General features: G+C 70.9%; 20 protein-coding genes. 14 read left to right on the top strand and 6 right to left on the bottom strand.

All coding sequences use genetic code 11. From position 1 onward, the window contains the following. Positions 1-72: 72 nt before the first annotated feature. From GA0070619_RS18470 to GA0070619_RS18445, 6 genes are all read left to right on the top strand, one after another. On the top strand, positions 73-2,625 hold the full coding sequence (locus GA0070619_RS18470) for a sensor histidine kinase (RefSeq protein ID WP_462686451.1): 2,553 nt from the start codon (positions 73-75) through the stop codon (positions 2,623-2,625). Between the two features lie 89 nt (positions 2,626-2,714). Then, positions 2,715-3,137: a roadblock/LC7 domain-containing protein gene (locus GA0070619_RS18465; protein WP_088949213.1), complete on the top strand. Its 423-nt coding sequence runs from the start codon at positions 2,715-2,717 to the stop codon at positions 3,135-3,137. Positions 3,138-3,141: 4 nt separating this feature from the next. Further along, a complete protein-coding gene (locus GA0070619_RS18460) occupies positions 3,142-3,528 on the top strand; it encodes a DUF742 domain-containing protein (protein WP_088949212.1) in 387 nt (128 codons plus the stop codon). Next, the gene (locus GA0070619_RS18455; protein WP_088949211.1) at positions 3,509-4,120 is read left to right on the top strand and encodes a GTP-binding protein; all 612 of its coding nucleotides are present in this window, start codon (positions 3,509-3,511) and stop codon (positions 4,118-4,120) included. The genes GA0070619_RS18460 and GA0070619_RS18455 overlap by 20 nt, the downstream gene beginning before the upstream one ends. Before the next feature lie 85 nt (positions 4,121-4,205). Beyond that, positions 4,206-4,541: a YciI family protein gene (locus GA0070619_RS18450; RefSeq protein WP_088949210.1), complete on the top strand. Its 336-nt coding sequence runs from the start codon at positions 4,206-4,208 to the stop codon at positions 4,539-4,541. 4 nt (positions 4,542-4,545) lie between these two features. Then, positions 4,546-5,814 carry an RNA polymerase sigma factor gene (locus GA0070619_RS18445; RefSeq protein ID WP_412535384.1) on the top strand — a complete coding sequence of 423 codons (1,269 nt, stop codon included), beginning with the start codon at positions 4,546-4,548 and terminating at the stop codon, positions 5,812-5,814. A gap of 10 nt (positions 5,815-5,824) precedes the next feature. Here GA0070619_RS18445 and GA0070619_RS18440 read toward each other — a convergent pair whose 3' ends face one another. Beyond that, positions 5,825-6,013 (bottom strand): DUF397 domain-containing protein, encoded by a 189-nt coding sequence (locus tag GA0070619_RS18440; RefSeq protein ID WP_088949209.1) that lies wholly within the window; start codon positions 6,011-6,013, stop codon positions 5,825-5,827. Continuing rightward, positions 6,004-6,771, bottom strand: coding sequence for a DUF5753 domain-containing protein (locus tag GA0070619_RS18435; protein ID WP_088949208.1), 768 nt, complete (start codon positions 6,769-6,771; stop codon positions 6,004-6,006). The genes GA0070619_RS18440 and GA0070619_RS18435 overlap by 10 nt, the downstream gene beginning before the upstream one ends. A 349-nt stretch (positions 6,772-7,120) precedes the next feature. Here GA0070619_RS18435 and GA0070619_RS18430 point away from each other — a divergent pair, with 349 nt between their 5' ends. Together GA0070619_RS18430 and GA0070619_RS18425 are read left to right on the top strand one after the other, a co-directional pair. Further along, on the top strand, positions 7,121-7,315 hold the full coding sequence (locus GA0070619_RS18430) for a hypothetical protein (protein ID WP_231927096.1): 195 nt from the start codon (positions 7,121-7,123) through the stop codon (positions 7,313-7,315). A 121-nt stretch (positions 7,316-7,436) separates the two neighbouring features. Continuing rightward, positions 7,437-7,664, top strand: coding sequence for a hypothetical protein (locus GA0070619_RS18425; protein WP_088949207.1), 228 nt, complete (start codon positions 7,437-7,439; stop codon positions 7,662-7,664). A 77-nt stretch (positions 7,665-7,741) separates the two neighbouring features. Here the strand turns inward: GA0070619_RS18425 and GA0070619_RS18420 are convergent, their stop codons facing one another. After that, positions 7,742-10,594: an aconitate hydratase gene (locus GA0070619_RS18420; RefSeq protein WP_088949206.1), complete on the bottom strand. Its 2,853-nt coding sequence runs from the start codon at positions 10,592-10,594 to the stop codon at positions 7,742-7,744. Positions 10,595-10,873: 279 nt separating this feature from the next. Here GA0070619_RS18420 and GA0070619_RS18415 point away from each other — a divergent pair, with 279 nt between their 5' ends. Further along, positions 10,874-11,533 (top strand): DedA family protein, encoded by a 660-nt coding sequence (locus GA0070619_RS18415; protein ID WP_088949205.1) that lies wholly within the window; start codon positions 10,874-10,876, stop codon positions 11,531-11,533. Positions 11,534-11,598: 65 nt separating this feature from the next. Here GA0070619_RS18415 and GA0070619_RS18410 read toward each other — a convergent pair whose 3' ends face one another. The 3 genes from GA0070619_RS18410 to GA0070619_RS18400 form a co-directional block, all read right to left on the bottom strand. Further along, positions 11,599-12,261 carry a C39 family peptidase gene (locus GA0070619_RS18410; protein ID WP_088949204.1) on the bottom strand — a complete coding sequence of 221 codons (663 nt, stop codon included), beginning with the start codon at positions 12,259-12,261 and terminating at the stop codon, positions 11,599-11,601. 846 nt (positions 12,262-13,107) lie between these two features. After that, positions 13,108-13,830, bottom strand: coding sequence for a dienelactone hydrolase family protein (locus GA0070619_RS18405; RefSeq protein ID WP_088949203.1), 723 nt, complete (start codon positions 13,828-13,830; stop codon positions 13,108-13,110). Between the two features lie 64 nt (positions 13,831-13,894). Continuing rightward, entirely contained in the window at positions 13,895-14,083 is a 189-nt protein-coding gene (locus GA0070619_RS18400; RefSeq protein ID WP_088949202.1) for a hypothetical protein, read from the bottom strand. A 19-nt stretch (positions 14,084-14,102) separates the two neighbouring features. On the opposite strand from GA0070619_RS18400, the gene GA0070619_RS18395 reads away from it, so the two are divergent. From GA0070619_RS18395 to pulA, 5 genes are all read left to right on the top strand, one after another. After that, positions 14,103-14,834, top strand: a complete 732-nt coding sequence (locus tag GA0070619_RS18395) for a hypothetical protein (protein WP_088949201.1) — start codon at positions 14,103-14,105, stop codon at positions 14,832-14,834. 37 nt (positions 14,835-14,871) lie between these two features. Next, on the top strand, positions 14,872-15,261 hold the full coding sequence (locus GA0070619_RS18390) for a hypothetical protein (protein ID WP_088949200.1): 390 nt from the start codon (positions 14,872-14,874) through the stop codon (positions 15,259-15,261). Positions 15,262-15,397: 136 nt separating this feature from the next. Further along, positions 15,398-16,078, top strand: a complete 681-nt coding sequence (locus tag GA0070619_RS18385; protein ID WP_088949199.1) for a hypothetical protein — start codon at positions 15,398-15,400, stop codon at positions 16,076-16,078. Between the two features lie 89 nt (positions 16,079-16,167). Next, on the top strand, positions 16,168-16,857 hold the full coding sequence (locus tag GA0070619_RS18380; RefSeq protein ID WP_088949198.1) for a cellulose binding domain-containing protein: 690 nt from the start codon (positions 16,168-16,170) through the stop codon (positions 16,855-16,857). A 110-nt stretch (positions 16,858-16,967) separates the two neighbouring features. Further along, on the top strand, positions 16,968-22,463 hold the full coding sequence (gene pulA, locus GA0070619_RS18375; protein ID WP_088949197.1) for a pullulanase-type alpha-1,6-glucosidase: 5,496 nt from the start codon (positions 16,968-16,970) through the stop codon (positions 22,461-22,463). Positions 22,464-22,530: the final 67 nt, after the last annotated feature.

The raw sequence follows: 22,530 nt of genomic DNA, 5'->3' as shown, positions 1-22,530 counted from the left end.
GCCGGGGGCTGGGCTCATTCAGCCAATCGAAACGGTCGAGGGACGGGTGGGATGGCTTCCCGCAGTGCAAGTTTGCGCACCAAGATTGTGGCCCTGCTGGTCTCGCTCGCCGCGCTCTGGGCGTTCGCGGCGTGGGTGACCCTGCGCGACGGGTTCAACGTGCTCGGTGTGCAGACGCTTGACGCGCAGGTCGCCCAACCCAGTGAATCGCTGTTCACCGAGCTCCAGCGGGAGCGCCGGTTGTCGGTGGCCTACCTTGGACGTCGCGACCCGGGCATGGTGCAGCAGCTGCAGGCCCAGCACGAGCGCAGCGAGAAGGAGTCCGCCGCCTTCGCCGAGGCGTCCCGCAACTGGCGCGCCCGATTCGCGTCGAGCGACGAGCTGATCACGCGGATCGACGCGGTGATCACCCGGCTGGATGGGCTCGGCCAGATGCGGGAGGCCGTTGTCGCCGGCACGGTGGACCGGGCTGGCGCGGCGGCGGCGTACACCGAGGTCCTCGATGGGCTCTTCCGGGTCTACGGGGCCATGGGTCAGCTCGACGACGAGCAGATCGCCAAGGACACCGTCACCCTCACTCAGCTGTTCCGCGTGCGTGAGCTGATGTCGCAGGAGGACGCCCTCTTCGCCGGCGTCGCGGCGGCGGGTCGAATCAGCGACAAGGAGGCAGCCCAGTTCGCACACCTGGTGGGCGCGCAGCGGTTCCTCGTCTCTGAGGCCCTGGCCGAACTGCCCGAGGCCGACCGCCAGCGGTACCTCCAGATGACCGAGGGACCGGCCTTCACCAAGCTTCAAGCGCTTGAGGACCGCCTGGTCGCCAGCGCTCGACCCAACGCCCCTCTGCCGGTCGCCGCCGACGACTGGCAGGCAGCCCTCGCTCCCGCTCTGGAGGAGCAGGAGGCCGTCGTGCTGGTCGGTGGGGACGCGCTGGTCCAGCGGGCCACCCCGGTCGCGATCTGGGTTGTCATCCGGCTGGTGCTCGCCGCCGGCCTCGGTCTGCTCGCCGTCATCGCCTCCATCGTCGTCTCGATCACCACGGCCCGGGCCCTGCTGCGTCAGCTGGAACGGTTGCGCCAGGCCGCCTGGCAGCTCGCCGACGAGCGGCTGCCCCGGGTGGTGGAGCGCCTGGGTCGCGGCGAGGAGGTCGACGTGGCCACCGAGGCGCCTCCCCTCGATTTCGGCAACAACGAGGTCGGCCAGGTCGGCAAGGCGTTCAACGCGGTGCAGGAGACCGCCCTGCGTACCGCCGTCGAGCAGGCCGAGCTGCGGCGCAACGTCCGCGAGGTCTTCCTCAGCCTGGCCCGGCGTACCCAGGCGTTGGTGCACCGCCAGCTCACCCTGCTGGACGCGATGGAGCGGCGCGAGCACGACGCGGAGGAGCTGGAGGATCTGTTCCGGGTCGACCACCTGGCCACCCGGATGCGGCGTAACGCGGAGAACCTGATCGTCCTCTCCGGCTCGACTCCGGGCCGGGCCTGGCGGCGCAACGTGCCGATGGTCGACGTGGTGCGCGGCGCGGTGGCCGAGGTCGAGGACTACACCCGGGTCAACGTGCTGCCGCTCGGCCCGGTCTCGCTGGCCGGCCGTGCGGTCGGTGACGTCATCCACCTGCTCGCCGAGTTGATCGAGAACGGTCTCTCGTTCTCCCCGCCGCACACCACCGTGGAGGTTCGCGGTCAGCTGGTGGCCAACGGTTTCGCCATCGAGATCGAGGACCGGGGCCTCGGCATGAGCGAGGACGACCTGGCCGCCGCGAACGACCGCATCGTCGACCAGTCGGAGCTGAACCTCGCCAACGCCGCGCGGCTCGGGCTCTACGTGGTGAGCCGGCTGACCGAGCGGCACGGCGTGCGGGTCCGGCTCAAGGAGTCGGCGTACGGCGGCACCACGGCCGTCGTGCTGATCCCGGCGGAGCTGATCCCGGAGGCCGCGGACGCGGAGACCTCCGGCGGGATCCGGACCGGTTCGCCGGCGATCCCGCTGCCCGCGCGGCCGACCGCCCCCTCCGACAGTGTCCGCCCGGCCACCCTGGCGCTGGCCGCGCGGCCGACGGCACCGGGAACGCCCGACTCGGACACACCGCAGGTCACGACCGAGGCGCGGATCGCCAACGGAACGGATGAGGCCGACGGTGCCGAGGCGGACGCGTTGCCCACCCGGCGGCGGACGACGCTGGCCACCGGGACGCCGGCCACCGGGACGCCGGAGCTGCCCACGCGGGTCCGGCGTACCCAGGGGCAGCCGGCCCTGGAGGGCCCGACGTTGCCCACCGGCCTGCCCGCGGTCAACGGCGCCCGGCCGACGGCCGGCACGGACCCCATGGAGTCGGACGTTAACGGTGACGACAGGCCCGGACCGGAGCGTGCCGAGGCGGACCGGACGAACGCGGGCCTGCCGGTCCGGGTCCGGCAGGCGAGCATTGCGCCGGAGTTGCGCGACGAGCCCGCGACGGAGAGCGACCACGACGACGTGGTACGCCAGCCGGAGCAGGTGCGCAAGATGATGAGTTCCTACCAGACCGGCACGCGGCGTGGTCGGACCGACGCGGCGCGGCTGCTGGGAGGCGCCTCCGACGCCCAACCGGCAGCGACGCCGGAGCCGGCCGAGGATCCGGACGTGACCTGACCGGCTGCCGGTGATGCGGTCTCCGCGCAGCGTGACGGTCAACCCCAGACGAGTACGGCGACAACGCCGGGCGAGAAGAGGACGACGAAGTGGCCCAGAAGACGGCTTCGAGTGCCGACCTGACGTGGTTGCTGGATGACCTGGTGGGCCGGGTGAAACAGGCGGAGCACGCGGTCGCCCTCTCCAGCGACGGCCTGTTGATGGCCGCCTCCCGAGGGTTGAGCCGGGACGACGGCGAGCACCTCGCAGCGATGGCGGCGGGGATCCAGAGCCTGGCCCGGGGCGCCGGTAAGCGCTTCGGTGGCGGGCAGGTGCAGCAGACCATCATCGAGATGCAGTCGTCGTTCCTGTTCGTCACCGCGGCCGGCCGCAACGCCTGTCTGGCGGTGCTGGCCAGCGATGAGGCCGACGTCGGCCTCATCGCCTACGAGATGGCGATGCTCGTCACCCGCGTCGGCAAGTACGTCGCATCCCCGTCCCGGGGACCTGAGCAGCCGGCCAGCGAGAGGTAGCGGCATGACGGTGCAGGGTGAGGCAGCGGACCATCAGTGGGTGGACGACCATGCGGGTCCGGTCGTGCGCCCGTACGCCATGACGCGCGGTCGGGCCCGCCCCGTCACCGGCACGTTCGACCTGATCTCCCTGGTCACCGCGACCCGAGCCGAGGTCACGCCGGAGGTCGGTATCGGCCCGGAACATCTGGCGATCATCGGGCTGTGCCAGCGCATACAGTCCGTCGCCGAGATAGCCGCCCATCTCGACCTGCCGGTGGGCACCATTCGGGTGCTCCTCGGTGATCTGGCGGCCCGCAGCCTGGTCCAGGTCCGCGAGCCGCAGACCACGGCCGGTCTTCCCGACAACAGCATCTTCGAGGCGGTAATCAATGGACTACGGGCACTCTGACCGGCCGGCGGGAGCCCCCCCACTGCCCACCGCGATCAAGATCCTGGTGGCAGGTGGATTCGGCGTGGGTAAGACCACGATGGTCGGCGCGGTCAGCGAGACCCGACCGTTGCGCACCGAGGAGGTGCTGACGGAGTCGGGGGTCGGCATCGACGACCTGTCCGGGGTGGAAGGCAAGACCACCACCACGGTGGCCATGGACTTCGGCCGCATCACCATCAGCGACGACCTGGTGCTGTACCTGTTCGGCACACCCGGCCAGGACCGGTTCTGGTTCGTCTGGGACGAGTTGGCACTGGGGGCGATCGGCGCGGTGGTGCTGGCCGACACCCGTAGGCTCGCCGACTGCTTCCCGTCGATCGACTACTTCGAGGGCCGGGGCACGCCGTTCGTGGTCGCGGTGAACTGCTTCGAGGGCGCCCGGTCGTACCGGCTCGACGAGGTGCAGACCGCGCTGAACCTGGACCCGGGTGTGCCGGTGCTGCTCTGCGACGCCCGGCAGCGGGAGTCCAGCAAGGAGGTGCTCGTCACGCTGATGGAGCACGCCATGAAGACCCGCGAGGCCCGCCGCCGTGCCGCCGGAGGAAACTGACCGAGATTTTTTGCGGAAGGGTGTCCGGAACGCTCCCGCCCGAACGTCATGCTGGCGACACCCCGAGAAACCAGGGAGCGACCAGATGAAGTACATGATGTTCGTTTGCAGCGACACCGAGCCGGACAACGACCCGACGGAACTCCCCGACATCCACAAGTGGGTGGCGGAGAACGACGCCCGTGGTCGCCGCCTCACCGGCAACGTGCTGGCTCCGACCACCGCGGCCACCACGGTCCGGGTACGCGGCGGTGAACTGCTCGTCTCCGAGGGGCCGTTCGCGGAGACCATGGAGGTGATCGTGGGCTTCGACCTGCTCGACTGCGCGGACCTGGACGAGGCGATCGAGGTGGCGCGGACGCACCCGATGGCCCACGAAGGGCGGCTGGAACTGCGCCCGTTCGCGGACCTGTCCGCCTGACGAGTTGTCCACACCGCAGCCCCGGCCGGTACGCCCGCCCGCACCGGCCGGCGCGGTGGCGGCTGCGGCGGCGCAGGCCGTCGGCGACGCCAGCGTCGAGGCGTACCCCCGGATCGTCGCGACCCTGATCCGGGTTACCGGGGACTGGGCGCTGGCCGAGGACTGCGCCCAGGAGGCGCTGGCCGTCGCACTGGAGCGCTGGCCCGCCGACGGTGTGCCGGGCAACCCGGGCGGCTGGCTCATGACGGTGGCTCGCAACCGGGCGCTCGACGTGCTGCGGCGGGCCACTGTGGAACGCCGCAAGCTGCACGACCTGGCGCTGCTCACGCCGCCTGAGGGGCAGCCCGACCCGGAGGTCCCGGAGGACGTGGTGGACGACCGACTGCGCCTGATCTTCACCTGCTGCCACCCTGCGCTGGCGATCGACGCCCGGGTGGCGCTGACGCTGCGAACCGTCTGCGGTGTGCCGACCGGCGACATCGCTCGACTCCTGCTGGTCAACGAGTCGACAATGACCCGACGGCTGACCCGGGCCAGGACCCGCATAGCGCAGGCCGGTATTCCATACCGGGTGCCCAGCGGGCCGGCGCTGACCGAGCGGCTGCCCGGCGTCCTCGCCGTGTTGTACCTGCTGTTCACCCGGGGCTACGTCGTCGACGGCGAGCCGGCCTTCGCCGACGAGGCGGTCCGGCTGGCCCGGCTGCTCGACCGGTTGATGCCGAAGCAGTCCGAGGTGGCCGCGCTGCTGGCACTGTTCCTGTTCCAGCACTCCCGCCGCGACGCCCGTCGGGACGCCGCAGGCAACCTGCTCACCCTGGAACGGCAGGACCGCGCGCGGTGGGACCGTGCGGCCATCGCCGAGGGCCTGGACGCCCTTTCTCGGGTACGCCACGACGGGCCGTACGCCTGGCAGGCCCGGATCGCCGCCTGCCACGCCACCGCACCGTCCGCCGACGCCACCGACTGGCCTGCGATCGCACGGGCCTACGACGCGCTGATCGGCATCCGGCCCTCACCGGTGATCGCGCTCAACCGCGCGGTCGCGCACGGCTACGCGTACGGGCCGTACGCCGGGTTGGGCCTGCTCGACGCGGCGCAGGCCGGGGGAGGGCTGGACGGCAACCCGCTCGCCGTGGCGGTGCGGGCCGATCTGGTCGCCCGGCAGGGTGACCGGCTGCGGGCCGCCGCGCTCTTCAGGGAGGCCGCGGCGATGGTCGGCTCGGACGCCGAACGCCGTGCGCTGCTCGACCGGGCCAACGAACTCGCCGGGTAGGGCAGTGGGGTCAGCCCCGCTTGGCCATAGCCAGGAATCGGGCCCAGGCCGTCGGGTCGAAGGCGAGCGTCGGACCGGCCGGGTCTTTGGAGTCACGTACGCCGATGACGCCCGCGAGGTTGTCGGCCACCTCGACACAGTTTCCGCCGTTGTTGCCACTCTTGGTGCTCTTGCGCCACCGAGCGCCGGTCAGGTCCATGATGCCGCCGCTTCTCTGATGAAATTGAGGGACTGCGCACGCGACAGGGCTCCGTCGCGAATGCGCTCCCACCGTCGATCCAGGCTAGCAAGATCGGCGGTCTTGTCGATGAGCTGCGCCTGCGCCTGGCTGTCGACGTGCGCGACCCGCCCTCCGTCCGGCATCTCCGCCACCGTGAACGGCCCACCGAGGCCCGGGTACATGCCGACGTCGGTGGGCACGACGAACAGCGACACGTTCGGCAGGGCTGCCTGTTCGGCCAGCCGCTCGCACTGCTCGCGCATCATGGCCCGGTCACCGTCGAGGGTGCGCCGGAGAATTCCCTCGTCGAGGACCGCGACGATTCGCAGTGGGCGTTCCCGCCGCAGGATGGCCTGCCGGCTCAGCCGAGCCTCGGCGAGATCATCGGCCTCGGCCGGCGTCAACGCCTCGCCGACAAGCGTCGCCAGCGCGTACGCCTTGGTCTGAAAGAGACCCGGTATCCACGCGAACTCGAACCACCGCAGCGACACCGCCTCACGCTCGATCTCGGCCCAGGGCCGGAACCAGGCCGGCGTCCGGCGCTTCAACACGTCCGGCCACAGCTCTTCAACGTTCCTACCGAGCACCTCGGCAACCCGGGCGCGATGACGCGTCTGGGGAACTCGTCCCGTGCTCGCCCACTTCGCGGCCGTCTTCGGATCGACACCAATCTCAGCAGCAAGACTGTCCGCTGTGTGGCCCCTCTCGACCATCGCCGCCTGTACGACTCGATTCATTCCCAGACCCTTCAGAACGTTCCAGACGTCGGAAGGAAATAGTTCTACGCGGTGTGATGGCTTGGCAACTCTCGGCAGGGTGTGTTGAGACAGCGTCGAGGAGGGAGCACGAATGCCCGAGGACAGGCCCCGGAACCACCCGAAGCCGACGGGCGGCCCGCCACCGGTCAGGCCGAGCCTGCCCCGCCCGACCGGGCCACGGCACCCTCCGTACCGTGGCCCTGGTCGCGCGCCGAACGTCGTACCCGAATCACGCTGGCGCTCCCGGTGCGGCCCGCCGGTCGCGCACACCGCCGACGGCCCACTCTGGACGTGCGACGCCTGCGGTCAGGACTGGCCCTGCCCCACAATGCGAGCGACCCCGACGGACTTCGCCCGCCGAGCGACCCTGATCCCCGAGTTCTCGCGGATCACCCGCCGGGCGATCCGCGACCTGCGCGGCCAGCCGGGCGGCCCCGATCCGGTCGCCATCGTCCGCCGTTTCCTCTGGTTCCTGCCCCTCACCGACGAGGAGGCCCGTGCGGTCGCGCTGCGGCTGCGCTGAGGGCCCACCCCGTCGGGCGCCGGGCCGTGATCGACCGGGCCGACGACCTCATCCGCGAGCGGATGAGAGTCCCTGTCGCGCATCCCTGTTGGGCGCAGCCGGCGACCGATATGGTCGCCACATGGAATTGCCGTTCGTCGTTGCTCTGCGCGGTTATGACATGCGTCAGGTCGAGAACCTCTTTGCCGAGGTCGATGGGGCTCTGGCTACTGACAGCGCTGTGTCACGGGCTGCCGCGCGAGACGCGCTGCGGGCGGCCAGCCTGCGACGGCGGCTACGTGGCTACGATGTCCGGGAAGTGGATGCGGCGATAGACCAACGGCTGGCTGCCCTCGCGCTCCCGCTCTGACCGCGAGCCTTCCTCGACTTGAACGGCGAAGGCCGCCCCCGCCGGAGCGGGAGCGGCCCTCGACCAGCCGTACGCGATCAGTTGGCGATCATGCGGCGCAGCACGTACTGCAGGATGCCGCCGTGCCGGTAGTAGTCCGCCTCACCGGGGGTGTCGATCCGCACCACGGCGTCGAACTCCACGCCGGTGTCGGTGCTGACCTGCACGGTGCGCGGGGTCTCGCCGTCGTTGAGCGCGGTCACCCCGGTGATGGTGAACGTCTCGGTGCCGGTGAGGCCGAGCGACTCGGCGGTGACGTCCACCGGGAACTGCAGCGGCAGCACGCCCATGCCGATGAGGTTGGAGCGGTGGATCCGCTCGTACGACTCGGCGATGACCGCCCGGACGCCCAGCAGCATCGTGCCCTTGGCCGCCCAGTCCCGCGACGAGCCCGAGCCGTACTCCTTGCCGGCCAGCACGACCAGCGGGATGCCGGCCTCCTGGTAGGCCACGGAGGCGTCGTAGATCGAGGTCTGCTCGCCGGTGAGGTGGTTGACGGTGAAGCCGCCCTCCACCCCGGGCACCAGCTGGTTGCGCAGCCGGATGTTGGCGAAGGTGCCCCGGATCATCACCTCGTGGTTGCCCCGGCGGGAGCCGTACGAGTTGAACTCGTGGCGCGGTACGCCGTGCTCGGCGAGGTACGTGCCGGCAGGGGAGTCGGCCTTGATCGAGCCGGCCGGCGAGATGTGGTCGGTGGTCACCGAGTCACCCAGCTTGGCCAGCACGCGGGCACCGGCGATGTCGACGACCGGGCTCGGCTCCTGCTGCATGCCCTCGAAGTACGGGGGCTTGCGCACGTAGGTGGAGTCGTTCTCCCAGGCGAAGGTGTCACCGGTCGGGGTGGGCAGCGACTGCCACCGCTCGTCGCCGGCGAAGACGTCGGCGTACGCGGCGCTGAACCCGGTGGCGCCGATCGCTTGGGCGATGACGTCCTGGATCTCGGCGCTGTTCGGCCAGATCTCACGCAGGTAGACCGGGTTGCCCTCGGTGTCCTCACCGATCGGCTCGTTGGCCAGGTCGATGTCCATCGTGCCGGCGAGGGCGTAGGCGACCACCAGCGGCGGGGACGCCAGGTAGTTCATCTTGACGTCCGGGTTGATCCGGCCCTCGAAGTTCCGGTTGCCGGAGAGCACCGAGACCACCGACAGGTCGTGTTCGTTGACCGCGGCGGACACCTCCTCGGGCAGCGGGCCCGAGTTGCCGATGCACGTGGTGCAGCCGTAGCCGACCAGGTTGAAGCCGAGCTTGTTCAGGTACGGCGTGAGGCCGGCCCGCTCGTAGTAGTCCATGACGACCTTCGAGCCGGGCGCCAGGGTGGTCTTCACCCACGGCTTGCTGGTCAGGCCCTTGTCGACGGCATTACGGGCCAGCAGCGCGGCACCGATCATCACCTGCGGGTTGGACGTGTTGGTGCACGAGGTGATCGCGGCGATCACCACGGCGCCGTGGTCCAGCTCGTACTCGACACCGTCGGCACCGGTGACCCGGACCGGGTTGCTGGCGCGACCGCCGGCACCGACCGCGGCGGTCTCCAGGTCGCGCGGCTCGTCGGCCGGGTCGCTGAACTCGTTGGCCGGCGGGTCGCTGGCCGGGAACGACTCGGCGCTGGCCTCGTCGGCCGGGCCATTCGCGCCGCGCGGAAGCTCCTCGCGGGGTACGCCCGGCTTGAGGTCACGCTCACCGACGGAGTCGTCCGCGACGTAGTCGGTCAGCGCGGAGCGGAACAGCGTCTTGGCGGCGCCCAGCGGCACCCGGTCCTGCGGGCGCTTCGGGCCGGCGAGCGACGGCTCGATGGAGCCCAGGTCCAGCTCCAGGCGCTCGGAGTAGTCCGGCTCGGCGTCCGGGTCGTGCCAGAGGCCCTGCTCCTTGGCGTACGCCTCGACGAGCGCGACCTGAGCGGCGTCGCGGCCGGTCAGCTCCAGGTAGCGGATCGTCTCCGCGTCGATCGGGAAGATCGCCACGGTGGAGCCGTACTCCGGGGACATGTTGCCGATGGTGGCCCGGTTGGCCAGCGGCACGGCGCCCACGCCGGGGCCGTAGAACTCCACGAACTTGCCGACCACACCGTGCTTGCGCAGCATCTCGGTGATGGTCAGCACCAGGTCGGTGGCGGTGGTGCCGGCCGGCATCTCGCCGGACAGCTTGAAGCCCACCACCCGGGGAATCAGCATGCTGACCGGCTGGCCGAGCATCGCGGCCTCGGCCTCGATGCCACCGACGCCCCAGCCCAGCACACCCAGGCCGTTGACCATCGTGGTGTGCGAGTCGGTGCCGACCACGGTGTCCGGGTAGGCCTGGCCGTTGCGCTCCATGATGGTGCGGGCCAGGTACTCGATGTTGACCTGGTGCACGATGCCGGTGCCCGGCGGGACGACCTTGAACTCGTTGAACGCGGTCTGGCCCCAGCGCAGGAACTGGTAACGCTCCTTGTTGCGCTCGTACTCCAGCTCGACGTTGCGGGCGAACGCGTCCTCGCGGCCGAACAGGTCGGCGATCACCGAGTGGTCGATGACCAGCTCGGCCGGGGCGAGGGGGTTGACCTTGCTGGCGTCGCCGCCCAGGTCTCGCACCGCCTCGCGCATGGTGGCCAGGTCGACCACGCAGGGCACGCCGGTGAAGTCCTGCATGAGCACCCGCGCCGGGGTGAACTGGATCTCCACGCTCGGGGCGGCGGTGGAGTCCCACGCGCCGAGCTGACGGATGTGGTCGGCGGTGATGTTCGCGCCGTCCTCGGTCCGCAGCAGGTTTTCCAGCAGGACCTTCAAGCTGTACGGCAGCCGGGCGTGGCCGTCCACCTTGTCGATCTTGAAAATCTCGTAGCTCGCGTCTCCGACGCGTAGCTGGGTCTTCGCACCGAAGGTGTCGAGGCTCGCCACGTCGTACTCCTTCACACCAGCGACCGTGAGTAGTCCTGAGCAGTCTGTCGCACCGGTCGGGGGGCCGCCGAGGTTAGGTGACACTTACCGCCGATTCCGCTCTCAACAAAACCGTACGTCCGTCTTGCTAGTTCTGCAACCCGGCTGGCGCCTTCCACGGTTCACCACCACCCCTAGCCTCCTAGGACGCCCTACGGGGCGTGGGTCGTGCCACCTGAACCGGACCGCTGCCGCGGTGCACCCTGCGATCGGGCCGCCACAGGTAGGGTTCGAGGCCGGCCGGAAGGGGTCACCGTGTTCGATGTCCAGCACTGGCTCGAGTCGCTGCCGCCGATCGCGGTCTACCTGCTCGTCGGCGGGGTGATCGGCGTGGAAAGCATGGGCGTGCCCCTGCCGGGCGAGATCGTCCTGGTCAGCTCCGCCCTGCTCGCCGCCACCGGCGTGGTGGAACCGGAGTGGGTGGCCACCGCCGCGGCCACCGGCGCGATCGTCGGTGACTCCATCGGGTACGCCGTGGGCCGCCGGGGTGGCCGTCCACTACTCGCCCGACTGGGTCGCCGCTTCCCCCGCCATCTCGGCCCCGCCCAACTTGCCCGCGCGGAACAGAGCTTCGCCCGGTACGGAGTCTGGGCCGTGTTCTTCGGTCGCTTCGTGGCACTCCTGCGGATCCTGGCCGGGCCGCTCGCCGGGGCGCTGCACGTGCCGTACCGGCGGTTCCTGCTGGCCAACGCGGCCGGAGGGCTGGTCTGGGCGTTCGGCACCACCTACCTGCTGTTCACCGTGGGCCGGGCGGCCGAGCACTGGCTCAAGGACATCTCCTGGGCCGGGCTGGTCCTCGCCGTGCTCGCCGGCCTCGCCAGCACCTGGTGGCTGCGCCGACGAGCCCATCGGCTGGAGGCCGCCGAGCCCCCGGCGCCCGACACCGAGCCGGCGCGCGCCCACAGCGACACCTGACCTGGACGTGCCGAAGGGCCGGGCCCCGTGGTGGGGTCCGGCCCTTCGCTTCGTGTCAGTCGCGGTCAGCTGGTGGCGTAGCCGCGGGTGGCGATCCAGTCGGCGAGGTGTTCGACGGTGACCTCGTAGGAGGCGGTGTTCGGGTTGGCGGAGTCGGCGATCTTCACGATCTGACCGTTGTCGCGGTAGCCGACGACGCTGATGTAGTGCCCGCCCTCGAAGGAGTGGATAGCACCGTCGGTGTCGGTGGTGGTGCCGGCGATGTTGGCGACTACTGCCCGGCCGTCGTCAACGGTGCGGACGATGTCGGCGCGCAGCTTGTCGGTCTGCTTGGCGTCAGCATCCGGGGTGCTGATCTCCACGGACCGGTAGGCGTCGTTCTTGCCGGTCTCCTTGTTCAGCACGGGGGTGATGTCGTTGATGGAGTTGGTGCCGGCCTCGGTGGTGCCCATCTCCTTGGCCATGGCGTCGACGCTGATGTCCTTGCCCTGCACACTCAGGGCGTTACGGGCGGCGGCGGGTCCGCAGTAGTAGAAGTTCGGCTGGGCCTCGTAGCGCACGCCCAGCTGACGCTCACCAGACGGCTTGCGGTCAGACTGCGTCTGCGACGCCGGCTTGCTGGTGTTCGGGGCGGCAAAGGCGGTGGTGACGGGTCCGACGATGGCGCCGCCGGTGAAGGCCAGGCCAGCAGCGGTCAGAGCGGTCTTACGAATCAGATCGGTACGCATGATGGCGTGCTCCTCTGCGATTGGGGGTGCACGGCACGCCCGGGGGGTGGGCGTGCCGTACGTGCAAGGGGGGAAAGTTTTGGAGGTTCTTGCCCGGCGGCCATGGGGGGCCGGCGTCGGGGAAGGGTGTAACGGTGCGGGGCGGCGGGTCATTCCACCTGGCCCCGGCTTGTGGTGCTCGGGGGTGCGGGGTGTGTAACCGGCCGGGCCGGCGAGTCATTCCGCCGGGCTTCCGGCCTGCGTGCTCCGGGGGATGTAACCGGGGCGGCCGGTCGGGTGTTCCCGGCGGCTGCCGCGCCCCACGGCCCGAAGTCGCGGTGGCATGCCAGGTATAACGACCCCGCCCGGCCCACGATTCCGCCCCCAGGGTGGCCCCGACCACGGGACACCCACGCCGAACCGGACATCCACCCCACGGCCGGATCCGCCGAACCGGACACCACACCCCGCAACCCCGGGCGCCGACAATCCAAGATCCGCGCACTTTCGGGGAAAGTGCTGCCTCACGTCGCGGCGAGACAGCAAGTTCCCTGATGTTGCGCGGATCTTGACCGGGGTGGTGATCCGGACAGTCACGCCGGGGACGTCAAACGCGACGCATCACGCCAAGGTCGCGCTCGATCCAGGAAACAGGCCCCATTTGGCGCCGACGAGGCCACTACAACCTGGATCGAGCACGATCATGGGAGACCCAGAGGGCCGTTGACCGCGGACCGAGGACCGAGGGCCGCCGACCGAGGGCCCAGAGCCGTCGACCGAGGGCCCAGAGCCGTCGACCGAGGGCGGCCGACCGAGGGCGGAGAGCCGTCGACCGAGGTCCGCCGACCGACAGACCTGCGGAGTGGGTCAGGTCGCCTTCAGCAGGTCGAGGACTGCGTCTCGTGCGGTCACGACGGCGGCCTCCGACTGTGGGTTGTGGTCGAGGATGTCGAAGCTGTGCTGACCGTCCGGTATTTCGATCACCTGTATCGGCCAGCCGTGGGCGGTCGCCGCCGGGAGGAACGCTTCGATCCCGGCCAGGACCGGTGGGATGTCCCGTCCGGCCCGGGTCAGCACCAGAGGGACGTGCGCACCGGAGTCGAGTGCGTCGACGGGCAGGAACCGGGGGTCGACCTCCCAGCCGGGGAAGGGGACGAGCAGCGGGTAGGTGAGCGCGATCCCGCGTAGCCATGGTGGTGCCGCGCGCAGCCAGTCCGCTGCGAAGAGGCCTCCGCCGGAGAAGAACCACAGCACTACCCGCTCGGGGTCGACGCGCGGGTCGGCGCGGACCTGCTCGACCATCGCGGCGATGTCGTCGGCCGCGGCGGGGAGGGCTGACAGGTCGGTTACCTGGTAGCTGATCACTGCGGTGACCACGCCGCTGTCGGCGAGCAGTGCGCCGTAGCCGCGGTAGAGAAGCCAGTCGCGCGGGTCGGCTGCGTCGGGCGGCAGTGGGGCGCCGTGCACCACCACGACGGCGGGGGCGGGGTCGGTGCGGGTGGGCAGGTGCAGGTCGACGTTGCCGTGCCGTTCGACCGGCGCAGCAGGGGGGGACAGGACGAAGGGCCGTTGTGCGACAGGCGTCGTCATGCCCCGATGATATCGATCATGCGCCTGCTCAGGTGCCCCGTCGACGATCCACAGGGGTGGGTGGTCAGGCGGGGTCGCTGGGCTTCGTGGCGTCGCCGGCCTGGGCGTGTCGTTCCAGCAGCCGCTGCCGGATCTCCTCCGGGGTGTACGCGCGTCGGCGCCGTTCAGCGCGCGCGATGACCACGCCGGAAGCCGCGACGCCGGCGAGGCCGGCGAGCCCGAGAACCTTCCACCACCGCATTCGTTGCCGCATCGGCCTAGGCTAGACCCTCATGAGCATCAGCCTGGATGAGGCCGTCGAGTTGACCCGCACCGGTGACGTGTGGGTGTTCCGGGGTCGCAGCGTGCCGGACCGGGCGATCCAGTTCACCACCAACAGCCCGGTCAACCACGTCGGGATGGCGGTGGTGCTCGACGACATGCCGCCGTTGATGTGGCACGCGGAGCTGGGCAGGTCGCTGCCCGATCTGTGGTCGGGCACCCACCAGCGTGGGGTCCAGTTGCACGACCTGCGGGACGCGGTCGGCGTGTGGGCCAACCGGTACGGTCAACGGGCCTGGCTGCGGCAGCTCGACCCGCCGGCCGACGGGGAGATGGAGCGGGCGGTGCTGCGGACGATCGCGCGGTTGGACGGCACGCCGTTCCCGTCGACGGCCCAGTTGGCGTGGCGGTGGGTGCGTGGTCGGGTGCCGGCTCTGCCGCACCCCGGCAAGCTTGCGCTGCCGCAGCTCGGCCGCCTGGCGTTGTCGCACCTTGGCCGGCCGGCACCACAGTCGACGCCGACCGGATCGACCCCGTCCACCCCGGCGGAGCGGGATCGGGCACTGGAGACTGCGTACTGCGCCGAGGTGGTCGCGGTGACCTACGAGGCAATGGGGTTGTTGCCGGCGGGGCGGCGTCCGAACTGGTACGACCCGGGGCGGTTCTGGAGTGGGGACGACCTGGGTCTGGCCAACGATGCCAGGCTGGGTTCGGAGATCGAGGTACGTGTACCGCCTCGTTGAGGTTTGACCTGGCCGGTGACCGGCAATTGCCCTTGCCGTGAACGCTCCCACGAATCTCGACACGTTGGCCGACTTCTTCGACCGGTACGGCGTGGCGCTGACCTCCGGCGACCTGCCGGTTCTCGCCGGCTGTTATGCCCTGCCGGGGTTGGTGGTGGCCGACACCTACAGCTTCTCGTTCACGTCACCGGCGGCGGTGGCGTTGTCCTTCGTGGGCGCCGCACCCGACTACCAGGAGCGGGAGCTGATCGCGGCGCATGCCCGGATCGAGGACGTGCAGCCGCTGTCCGCGCTGTTGACGATGGTGGCGGTGGAGTGGGAGTTCCTGGACAGCCGGGGGCAGTCGGTGCCGGGGGAGCGGTATCGCTATCTGCTGCGGACCTCGGACGAGGGGCCGCTCATCTGCACTGTCGTCCGGACGGCCTGACCGAGCGGGAACGTCCGCCGGGGCGGGCCGTTTTCCGTGGCGCGTCGGCCGGTCGGCCGGATCCGTACCCGCCTGGTTTCCGGTCTGGCTGGTGCTGGCTACGCTGTCGCGTCTGTGGGGGACGAGGGGAGACCTGATGGCGGTGCGGCCGGACGGTGCGACGGGGACGCGGGCGGCTCGGGTGTTGGCATCGGTGCCGTGGATCGTGGTGCTGCTCGGTGTGTGTGCGCTGGTGGTGCTCCTGGTGATCGCGCTGCTGTCGTTCCGGACCAGGGAGCGGGACGCCAAACCGCAGGCCGCGCCTCCGGTGTTCCTGCCGACCGTGCCGGCTGCGGCGTCGGCGACGGGTGGGCCGAGTCCGGCTGGTGTGGAGCGGCGTTCGGCGTCGCCTCGGCCGTCGCGCAGCAGTCGGATGCCGTCGCCACGCGTCAGCGTGACCGGCTCCCCGACGCCGGGGCGGACGAGCGCCCCGGCGGTGTCGACGCCCCTGGTGGCGAAGACGGTCAGCGCCCGGTACGAGGTCGGCACGAACGGCCGGGACGGGGACGCGGCGGTGCTGTCGATCGCGAACGAGTCGAGCCGGTCGGTGGACTGGGTGGTGGAGTTGACGTTCGACGACGACCTGTGGGCACTGCGCATTTCTGACGACGAGGGGATCTCGGTGCGGGGGCGCGGCAACGGCGAGTTCGTGTTGCGGGGGACCCGTTCGCTGGACCCGGGTGGTTCGCGGACGCTGCGGCTGCGCCTCGGGTGGGGTGAGTCCGCCGAGCGGCCGCGCCGGTGCACGATCAACGGGATCGACTGCCGGCTCGGCTGAGCTGGTTTCGGGCCGTGGGTGCGGCGGCGGCGCTTCCCGGCCCGTCCGCCGGTCGCTACGCTGCCCGGACGGTCCGCTGAGGGAGGTACATGTCCGGCATGCGTCGCTTCCCGCGACTGTCGCCCGGTCCGGTCGCCATCGTGTCGTCGCCCTGGATCGTGGTGGGCGCCGGTGTCGTCGTGATGGTGGTCCTGCTCTTCGTGGCCCTGGGCACGTACCGGGGGCCTGATCCGGCCCCGGACGGCGCGTCGGCGCCGCCGGCGTTGCCGCTGCCGTCGGCGGAGGCCGCGCCGAGCGAACCCGCACCGGCGTCGTCGCCGGCAGGTGCGTTGCCGGGGTTGTCCGCGCGTGCGAGCGGGTTGCCCCCGAGCGCCGCGACGCCGTCACCGTCGGTGGCCCCGTCTGTCGGGCCGACGGGTCGGCCGACGGTGACGCGGTCGCCGAGTCGGGCGGCGCAGGTGCAGCCGGCGGTGACTGGCCGGTACCGGGTGGTGCAGAGCTTCGACGGGGGATTCATCGGCGAGGTGTCGATGGTCAACGCGTCGCCCCAGAGCCGTGGTTGGACGGTGCGGCTGGAGTTCTCCGGCGGACGGTTCGTGACCGCCTGGGTGGAGGGCGTTCCGCAGGGGACGGTGCGTCAGTCCGACGACGGCTTCACGTACGTCAGTGGGGTGGACGTGCGGCCCGGTGGGTCGGTGTCGTTGCGATTCCACATGGAGCGGACGTCGGGTACGCCACGGCTGTGCACTGTCGACGGGGTGCGCTGCGGCGGGCTCTGAGCCGCGTTTCCGCAAGGACTCTGCTGTGTTGCGACAGTGTTTGCAAGGTATTGCAGAATGTTTCGGCAAGGGTTAGCGTGCGGCCAATCAGCGACCAGAGGAAGGCGTCGATGACACCCCCGCCGAAACCGCGCACCACCCTGGCCCTCGTCTCCCTGCTCACCTTGACGCTCGTCGGCACCTCGGTCGCCGTGCCCCCGGCCGCCGCCGCGGCCCCTCGGACGTCCGCCGGTGTCCCCGTCGCCGTCGGCGGCGCCGCCCAGTGGAGCAACGAACCCTCCGCCGAGGCACTGCTGAAGGCCGGCGACAACTCCGCCCGGGCCGAGCAGTTCTACTTCGTCCTGCCGGACCGGTTCGCCAACGGTGACCCCCGCAACGACCGGGGCGGCCTCACCGGTGACCGGCTGCGGACCGGGCTCGACCCGGCCGACAAGGGCTTCTACCACGGCGGTGACCTCAAGGGCGTCATCGACAAGTTGGACTACATCCAGGGGATGGGCACCACGGCCATCTGGCTCGCCCCGATCTTCAAGAACCGGCCGGTGCAGGGCGCCGGCGACGACGTCTCGGCCGGTTACCACGGCTACTGGATCACCGACTTCACCCAGGTGGACCCGCACTTCGGCACCAACGAGGAGATGAAGCGCCTGGTCAAGCTCGCCCACCAGCGCGGCATCAAGATCTACCTCGACGTGATCGTCAACCACACCGCCGACGTCATCAAGTACGCCGAGGACAAGTACGCGTACGTGGACAAGGCGACCTCGCCGTACACCGACGCGCAGGGGCGGGCGTTCGAGGACCGCAACTACGCCGACGGCAGCCGCGCGTTCCCGTCGGTCGACCAGGAGTCGTTCCCGTACACCCCGACCTTCGCCGAGCCGAAGGACGCGACAGTCAAGGTCCCGGCCTGGCTGAACGACGCCACCATGTACCACAACCGGGGCGACTCCACGTTCGCCGGTGAGAACAGCGAGTACGGCGACTTCTTCGGCCTCGACGACCTGTGGACCGAGCGCCCCGAGGTGGTCCAGGGGCTGACCAGGGCGTACGGGGACTGGATCGGCGCGACTGGCGTCGACGGGTTCCGGCTGGACACCGTGAAGCACGTCAACATGGACTTCTGGCCGCAGTTCAGCCAGGGCATCGAGCGGGCCGCCGAAAAGGCCGGCAAGAAGGACTTCTTCATGTTCGGCGAGGTCTACAGCGCCGACCCGGAGATCAGCTCCAGCTACGTGCGGCAGGGTGGCCTGCCGGCGACCCTCGACTTCGCCTTCCAGGAGGCCGCGCGCGGTTACACCGCCGGTGCCGGCTCGGCGAAGGCGCTCGCCGACGTGTACGCCCGCGACGACCTCTACGCCGCCCGGGACACCGACGCCGGCCGGCTCACCACCTTCCTCGGCAACCACGACATGGGCCGGATCGGGTCGTTCGTCGCCGGTGGTGGCACCGACCCGGCCAGTCACCTGCGCCGCGACCAGCTCGCGCACCAGCTGATGTTCCTGACCCGTGGACAACCGGTCGTCTACTCCGGCGACGAGCAGGGCTTCACCGGCCCCGGTGGGGACAAGGACGCCCGGCAGGACATGTTCGCCTCGAAGACCCCCGACTATCTCGACGACGACCTGCTCGGCACCGACCGCACCCACGCCAGCGACCAGTTCGACACCAGCCACCCGCTGTACCGGACGATCGCCGAGCTGGGCCGGCTGCGCCAGGCGCACCCCGCGCTGCGCGACGGTGTGCAGGTCACCAGGTACGCCGCCGACGGCCCCGGCGTCTTCGCCGCCTCCCGGATCGCCCCCGCCGACCGGACCGAGTACGTCGTGGCGGTGAACAACGCCGACACCGCGCAGACTGTCACAGTGGACACCTGGTCGGCCGGCGTCACCTTCACCGGCATCTACGGCGGCAGCCAGACCGCCACGGCCGGCGCCGACGGCAAGCTGAGCCTGACCGTGCCCCCGCTGTCGGCGGTGGTGCACCGGGCCGGCACGCCCGTCGCGCGCCCGGTCGCCGCGCCGCGCATCACCATCACCAGCCCGGCTCCGGACGCGCTGGTCGCCACCCGGGCCGCCGTCACCGCCCAGGTGACCGGTGACCCGCTCGCCACCGTCACCGTCGCCGCCCGGGTCGCGGGTGGTCGGTGGACGTTGCTGGGCAGCGCCGACCACGCGCCGTACACCGTGCAGCACGACCTGACCGGCCTGGCCGGCGGCACCCGCGTCGAGTACAAGGCGGTGGTCCGCGACGGTCGGGGCCGCACCGCGACCGCCCGTTCCATGGCCATCGTGGGTACGCCGGCACAGGGCAAGTCCCGGGAGTGGGCGGTGGTGCACTACCAACGCCCCGCCGGTGGGTACGACGACTGGAGTTTGTATGCCTGGGGGGACATCGACCCGGCGTACGTCACCGAGTGGCCCAAGGGGCAGCCGTTCGCCGGGGAGGACGCCTACGGCCGGTTCGCCTGGGTGAAACTCAAGCCGGGCGCGAAGTCCGTGGGTTTCGTGGTGGTCGACTCCGACGGCAACAAGGACGTCGCCCAGGACCGCAGCGTCGACGTCACGGCAACCGGCGAGGTCTGGCTCAAACAGGGTGACCCGGTGGTCTACCCGAGCAGGCAGGCGGCCACCGGTGAACCGGATCCGGCGGTCGAGGAGGGCACCGCGGTGATCCACTATCGGAGGGCCGACGGCAACTACGACGGCTGGGGCCTGCACCTGTGGGACGGCGCGGCCAACCCGACCGAGTGGTCCGCGCCGCTGAAGCCCACAAGCACTGACGCGTTCGGGGCGGTGTTCCGGGTGCCGCTGGCCGCCGGCGCGACCGGGCTGAACTACGTCATCCACCAGGGCGACACCAAGGATCTGCCCGACGACCAGCGGCTCGACTTCGCCAGCGCGGGCCGGGAGGTGTGGCTGCTCGCCGCCACGCCGGGCCGGTTGCTGCCGTCCACGGCGACCAGCGTCAACGCGGACACCGACATCAGCAAGCAGAGGGCGCACTGGATCGACCGGTCCACAGTGGCGTGGCAGACCCCGCCGACCGACGGCAGGACGTACGCGCTCGTCGTCGCGCCCGAGGGCGGGGTCGGCGTGGTCGACGGGGAACTGACCGGGACGTACACCACGTTGCCGTTGCGGGCGCAGCGCAACGGGCTCACCGAAGCCCAGCGCACGACGTTCCCGCACCTGTGGTCGTACCGTAGCTTCGCGCTGGACCGGGGCGACCTGGCCAAGGTCCCGGCGGCGCTGCGGGGGCAGGTGCTGGTGACCGAACGCGACGCGGAGGGTGCCCTGCTCGCGGCGACCGGCGTGCAGATCCCCGGCGTTCTCGACGACGTGTACGCGCGGGCCACCGACGCCACCCTCGGGCCGACGTTCGCGGGCCGGACGCCGAGCGTCGCGCTGTGGGCGCCGACCGCGCGCACCGTGGCGTTGCAGCTGTTCGACTCGCCCAGCGCCGCGCCGAGGACCGTGCCGATGCGCCGCGACGACCGCACCGGTGTCTGGTCGGCGCGCGGCAACCAGAGTTGGGCCGGCAAGTACTACCGGTACCAGGTGCGGGCGTGGCAGCCGGCGGTGCAGAAGATGGTCACCGCGTCGGTGACCGACCCGTACTCGGTGGCTCTCGCCGCGGACTCCACGCACAGCCTGCTGGTCGACCTGAACGATGCGGCGCTGGCCCCGGCGGGTTGGCGGACGCTGCGCAAACCGGCGCCGGTGCCCCCGGCGAAGGCGCAGATCTCCGAACTGTCGATACGCGACTTCTCCATCGCCGACGAGACCGTGCCGGCCGAGCGGCGGGGAACGTTCCTCGCCTTCACCGACCCGAAGACCGCCGGCATGACCCACCTGCGCGCGCTCGGTGACGCCGGTGTCACCCACCTGCACCTGCTGCCGGCGTTCGACTTCGCGACGATCCCGGAGAAGCGGGCCGACCAGCGGCAGCCCGCCTGCGACCTGGCGGCGCTCCCGCCGGACTCCGCGGAACAGCAGAAGTGCGTGGCGGCGGTCGCCGAAACCGACGGCTACAACTGGGGGTACGACCCGCTGCACTACACCGTCCCGGAGGGCGGCTACGCCGTCGACCCGGCCGGTGCGGCGCGGACCACCGAGTTCCGGCGGATGGTCGCCGGGGTTAACGGCGCCGGGCTGCGGGTGGTGATGGACGTGGTCTACAACCACACCTCGGCCGCCGGTGTCGACGACAAGTCGGTGCTCGACCAGGTCGTGCCCGGCTACTACCACCGGTTGTTGGAGGACGGCACGGTAGCCAATTCGACCTGCTGCGCCAACACCGCGCCCGAGCACGCCATGATGGGCAAGCTGGTCGTCGACTCGCTGGTGACCTGGGCAAAGCAGTACAAGGTGGATGGTTTCCGGTTCGACCTGATGGGTCACCACCCGAAGGCGAACATCCTCGCCGTCCGCAGCGCCCTGGACCGGCTGACCGTCGCCCGCGACGGCGTCGACGGCAAGGCGATCATGCTCTACGGCGAGGGCTGGAACTTCGGCGAGGTTGCCAACGACGCCCGTTTCGTCCAGGCCACCCAGGCCAACATGGCCGGCACCGGCATCGGCACCTTCAACGACCGGCTGCGCGACGCGGTACGCGGCGGCGGACCGTTCGACACCAACCCCCGCGTGCAGGGCTTCGCGTCCGGGCTCTACACCGACCCCAACGGCGACGCGGTCAACGGGTCGGCGGCCGAGCAGAAGGCGCGCCTGCTGCACGCCCACGACCTGATCAAGGTGGGGCTCACCGGCAACCTGCGCGGGTACCGGTTCACCGACACCGCCGGACGGCAGATCACCGGCGCGCAGGTGGACTACAACGGCTCCCCGGCCGGCTACACCGCCGCTCCGGGGGAGGCCGTCACCTACGTCGACGCGCACGACAACGAGATCCTGTACGACGCGCTGGCCTACAAACTGCCGCAGGCCACCTCGGCGACCGACCGCTCCCGCATGCAGGTGCTGGCGCTGGGCACCGTGGTGCTGGGGCAGGGCACCGGGTTCGTCACCGCGGGCACCGAACGGCTGCGGTCGAAGTCACTGGACCGCAACTCGTACAACTCCGGAGACTGGTTCAACCAGATCCGGTGGGGCTGCGAGCGGGGCAACGGGTTCGGGGCCGGTCTGCCGCCCGCGCAGGACAACGAGGACAAGTGGTCGTACGCCAAGCCCTTGCTGGCGGACCCGGCGCTGGTGCCGGACTGCGCGGCCATCAACACCACCGACGCCCGGTACGCCGAGCTGCTGCGCATCCGGGCGTCGTCGCCGGTGTTCGGGCTGGCCACCGCCGAGCAGGTGCAGCAGCGGGTGGCGTTCCCGTTGTCCGGGGAGCAGGAGACGCCCGGCGTGCTGACCATGACGCTCGACGCCCGAGGGCTGGGCGGGTCGTGGAAGTCGCTGACCGTCGTCTTCAACAGCACCCCGGAGACGGCGAAGCAGACGGTGACCGACCTGCGCGGTGCGGACGTGGCGCTGCACCCGGTGCTGGTCGACTCGGCCGATCCGGCGCTGCGTACCGCCTCGTTCGACCGGGCGGCCGGCACGTTCAGCGTCCCGGCGCGCAGCGTGGCGGTGTTCGTCCAGAAGTAGTGACGTGAACGTGAACCGGCCCCCTTCCGCGTGGTGCGGAAGGGGGCCGGTCCGTGGTGCTGTCACC

Source organism: Micromonospora zamorensis, from assembly GCF_900090275.1.
GTDB lineage: Bacteria > Actinomycetota > Actinomycetes > Mycobacteriales > Micromonosporaceae > Micromonospora > Micromonospora zamorensis.
This window is presented reverse-complemented; position numbering and strand designations above follow the sequence as displayed.

What these genes read in the sequence shown, in the direction of transcription:
- GA0070619_RS18430 (WP_231927096.1), top strand. Translation starts at nt 7,121, where the DNA reads ATGCGAGCGACCCCGACGGACTTCGCCCGCCGAGCGACCCTGATCCCC.
- GA0070619_RS18400 (WP_088949202.1), bottom strand. Translation starts at nt 14,083, where the DNA reads ATGCGGCAACGAATGCGGTGGTGGAAGGTTCTCGGGCTCGCCGGCCTC.
- GA0070619_RS18395 (WP_088949201.1), top strand. Translation starts at nt 14,103, where the DNA reads ATGAGCATCAGCCTGGATGAGGCCGTCGAGTTGACCCGCACCGGTGAC.
- GA0070619_RS18455 (WP_088949211.1), top strand. Translation starts at nt 3,509, where the DNA reads ATGGACTACGGGCACTCTGACCGGCCGGCGGGAGCCCCCCCACTGCCC.
- GA0070619_RS18410 (WP_088949204.1), bottom strand. Translation starts at nt 12,261, where the DNA reads ATGCGTACCGATCTGATTCGTAAGACCGCTCTGACCGCTGCTGGCCTG.
- GA0070619_RS18450 (WP_088949210.1), top strand. Translation starts at nt 4,206, where the DNA reads ATGAAGTACATGATGTTCGTTTGCAGCGACACCGAGCCGGACAACGAC.
- GA0070619_RS18435 (WP_088949208.1), bottom strand. Translation starts at nt 6,771, where the DNA reads ATGAATCGAGTCGTACAGGCGGCGATGGTCGAGAGGGGCCACACAGCG.
- GA0070619_RS18385 (WP_088949199.1), top strand. Translation starts at nt 15,398, where the DNA reads ATGGCGGTGCGGCCGGACGGTGCGACGGGGACGCGGGCGGCTCGGGTG.
- GA0070619_RS18380 (WP_088949198.1), top strand. Translation starts at nt 16,168, where the DNA reads ATGTCCGGCATGCGTCGCTTCCCGCGACTGTCGCCCGGTCCGGTCGCC.
- GA0070619_RS18425 (WP_088949207.1), top strand. Translation starts at nt 7,437, where the DNA reads ATGGAATTGCCGTTCGTCGTTGCTCTGCGCGGTTATGACATGCGTCAG.
- GA0070619_RS18405 (WP_088949203.1), bottom strand. Translation starts at nt 13,830, where the DNA reads ATGACGACGCCTGTCGCACAACGGCCCTTCGTCCTGTCCCCCCCTGCT.
- pulA (WP_088949197.1), top strand. Translation starts at nt 16,968, where the DNA reads ATGACACCCCCGCCGAAACCGCGCACCACCCTGGCCCTCGTCTCCCTG.
- GA0070619_RS18440 (WP_088949209.1), bottom strand. Translation starts at nt 6,013, where the DNA reads ATGGACCTGACCGGCGCTCGGTGGCGCAAGAGCACCAAGAGTGGCAAC.
- GA0070619_RS18460 (WP_088949212.1), top strand. Translation starts at nt 3,142, where the DNA reads ATGACGGTGCAGGGTGAGGCAGCGGACCATCAGTGGGTGGACGACCAT.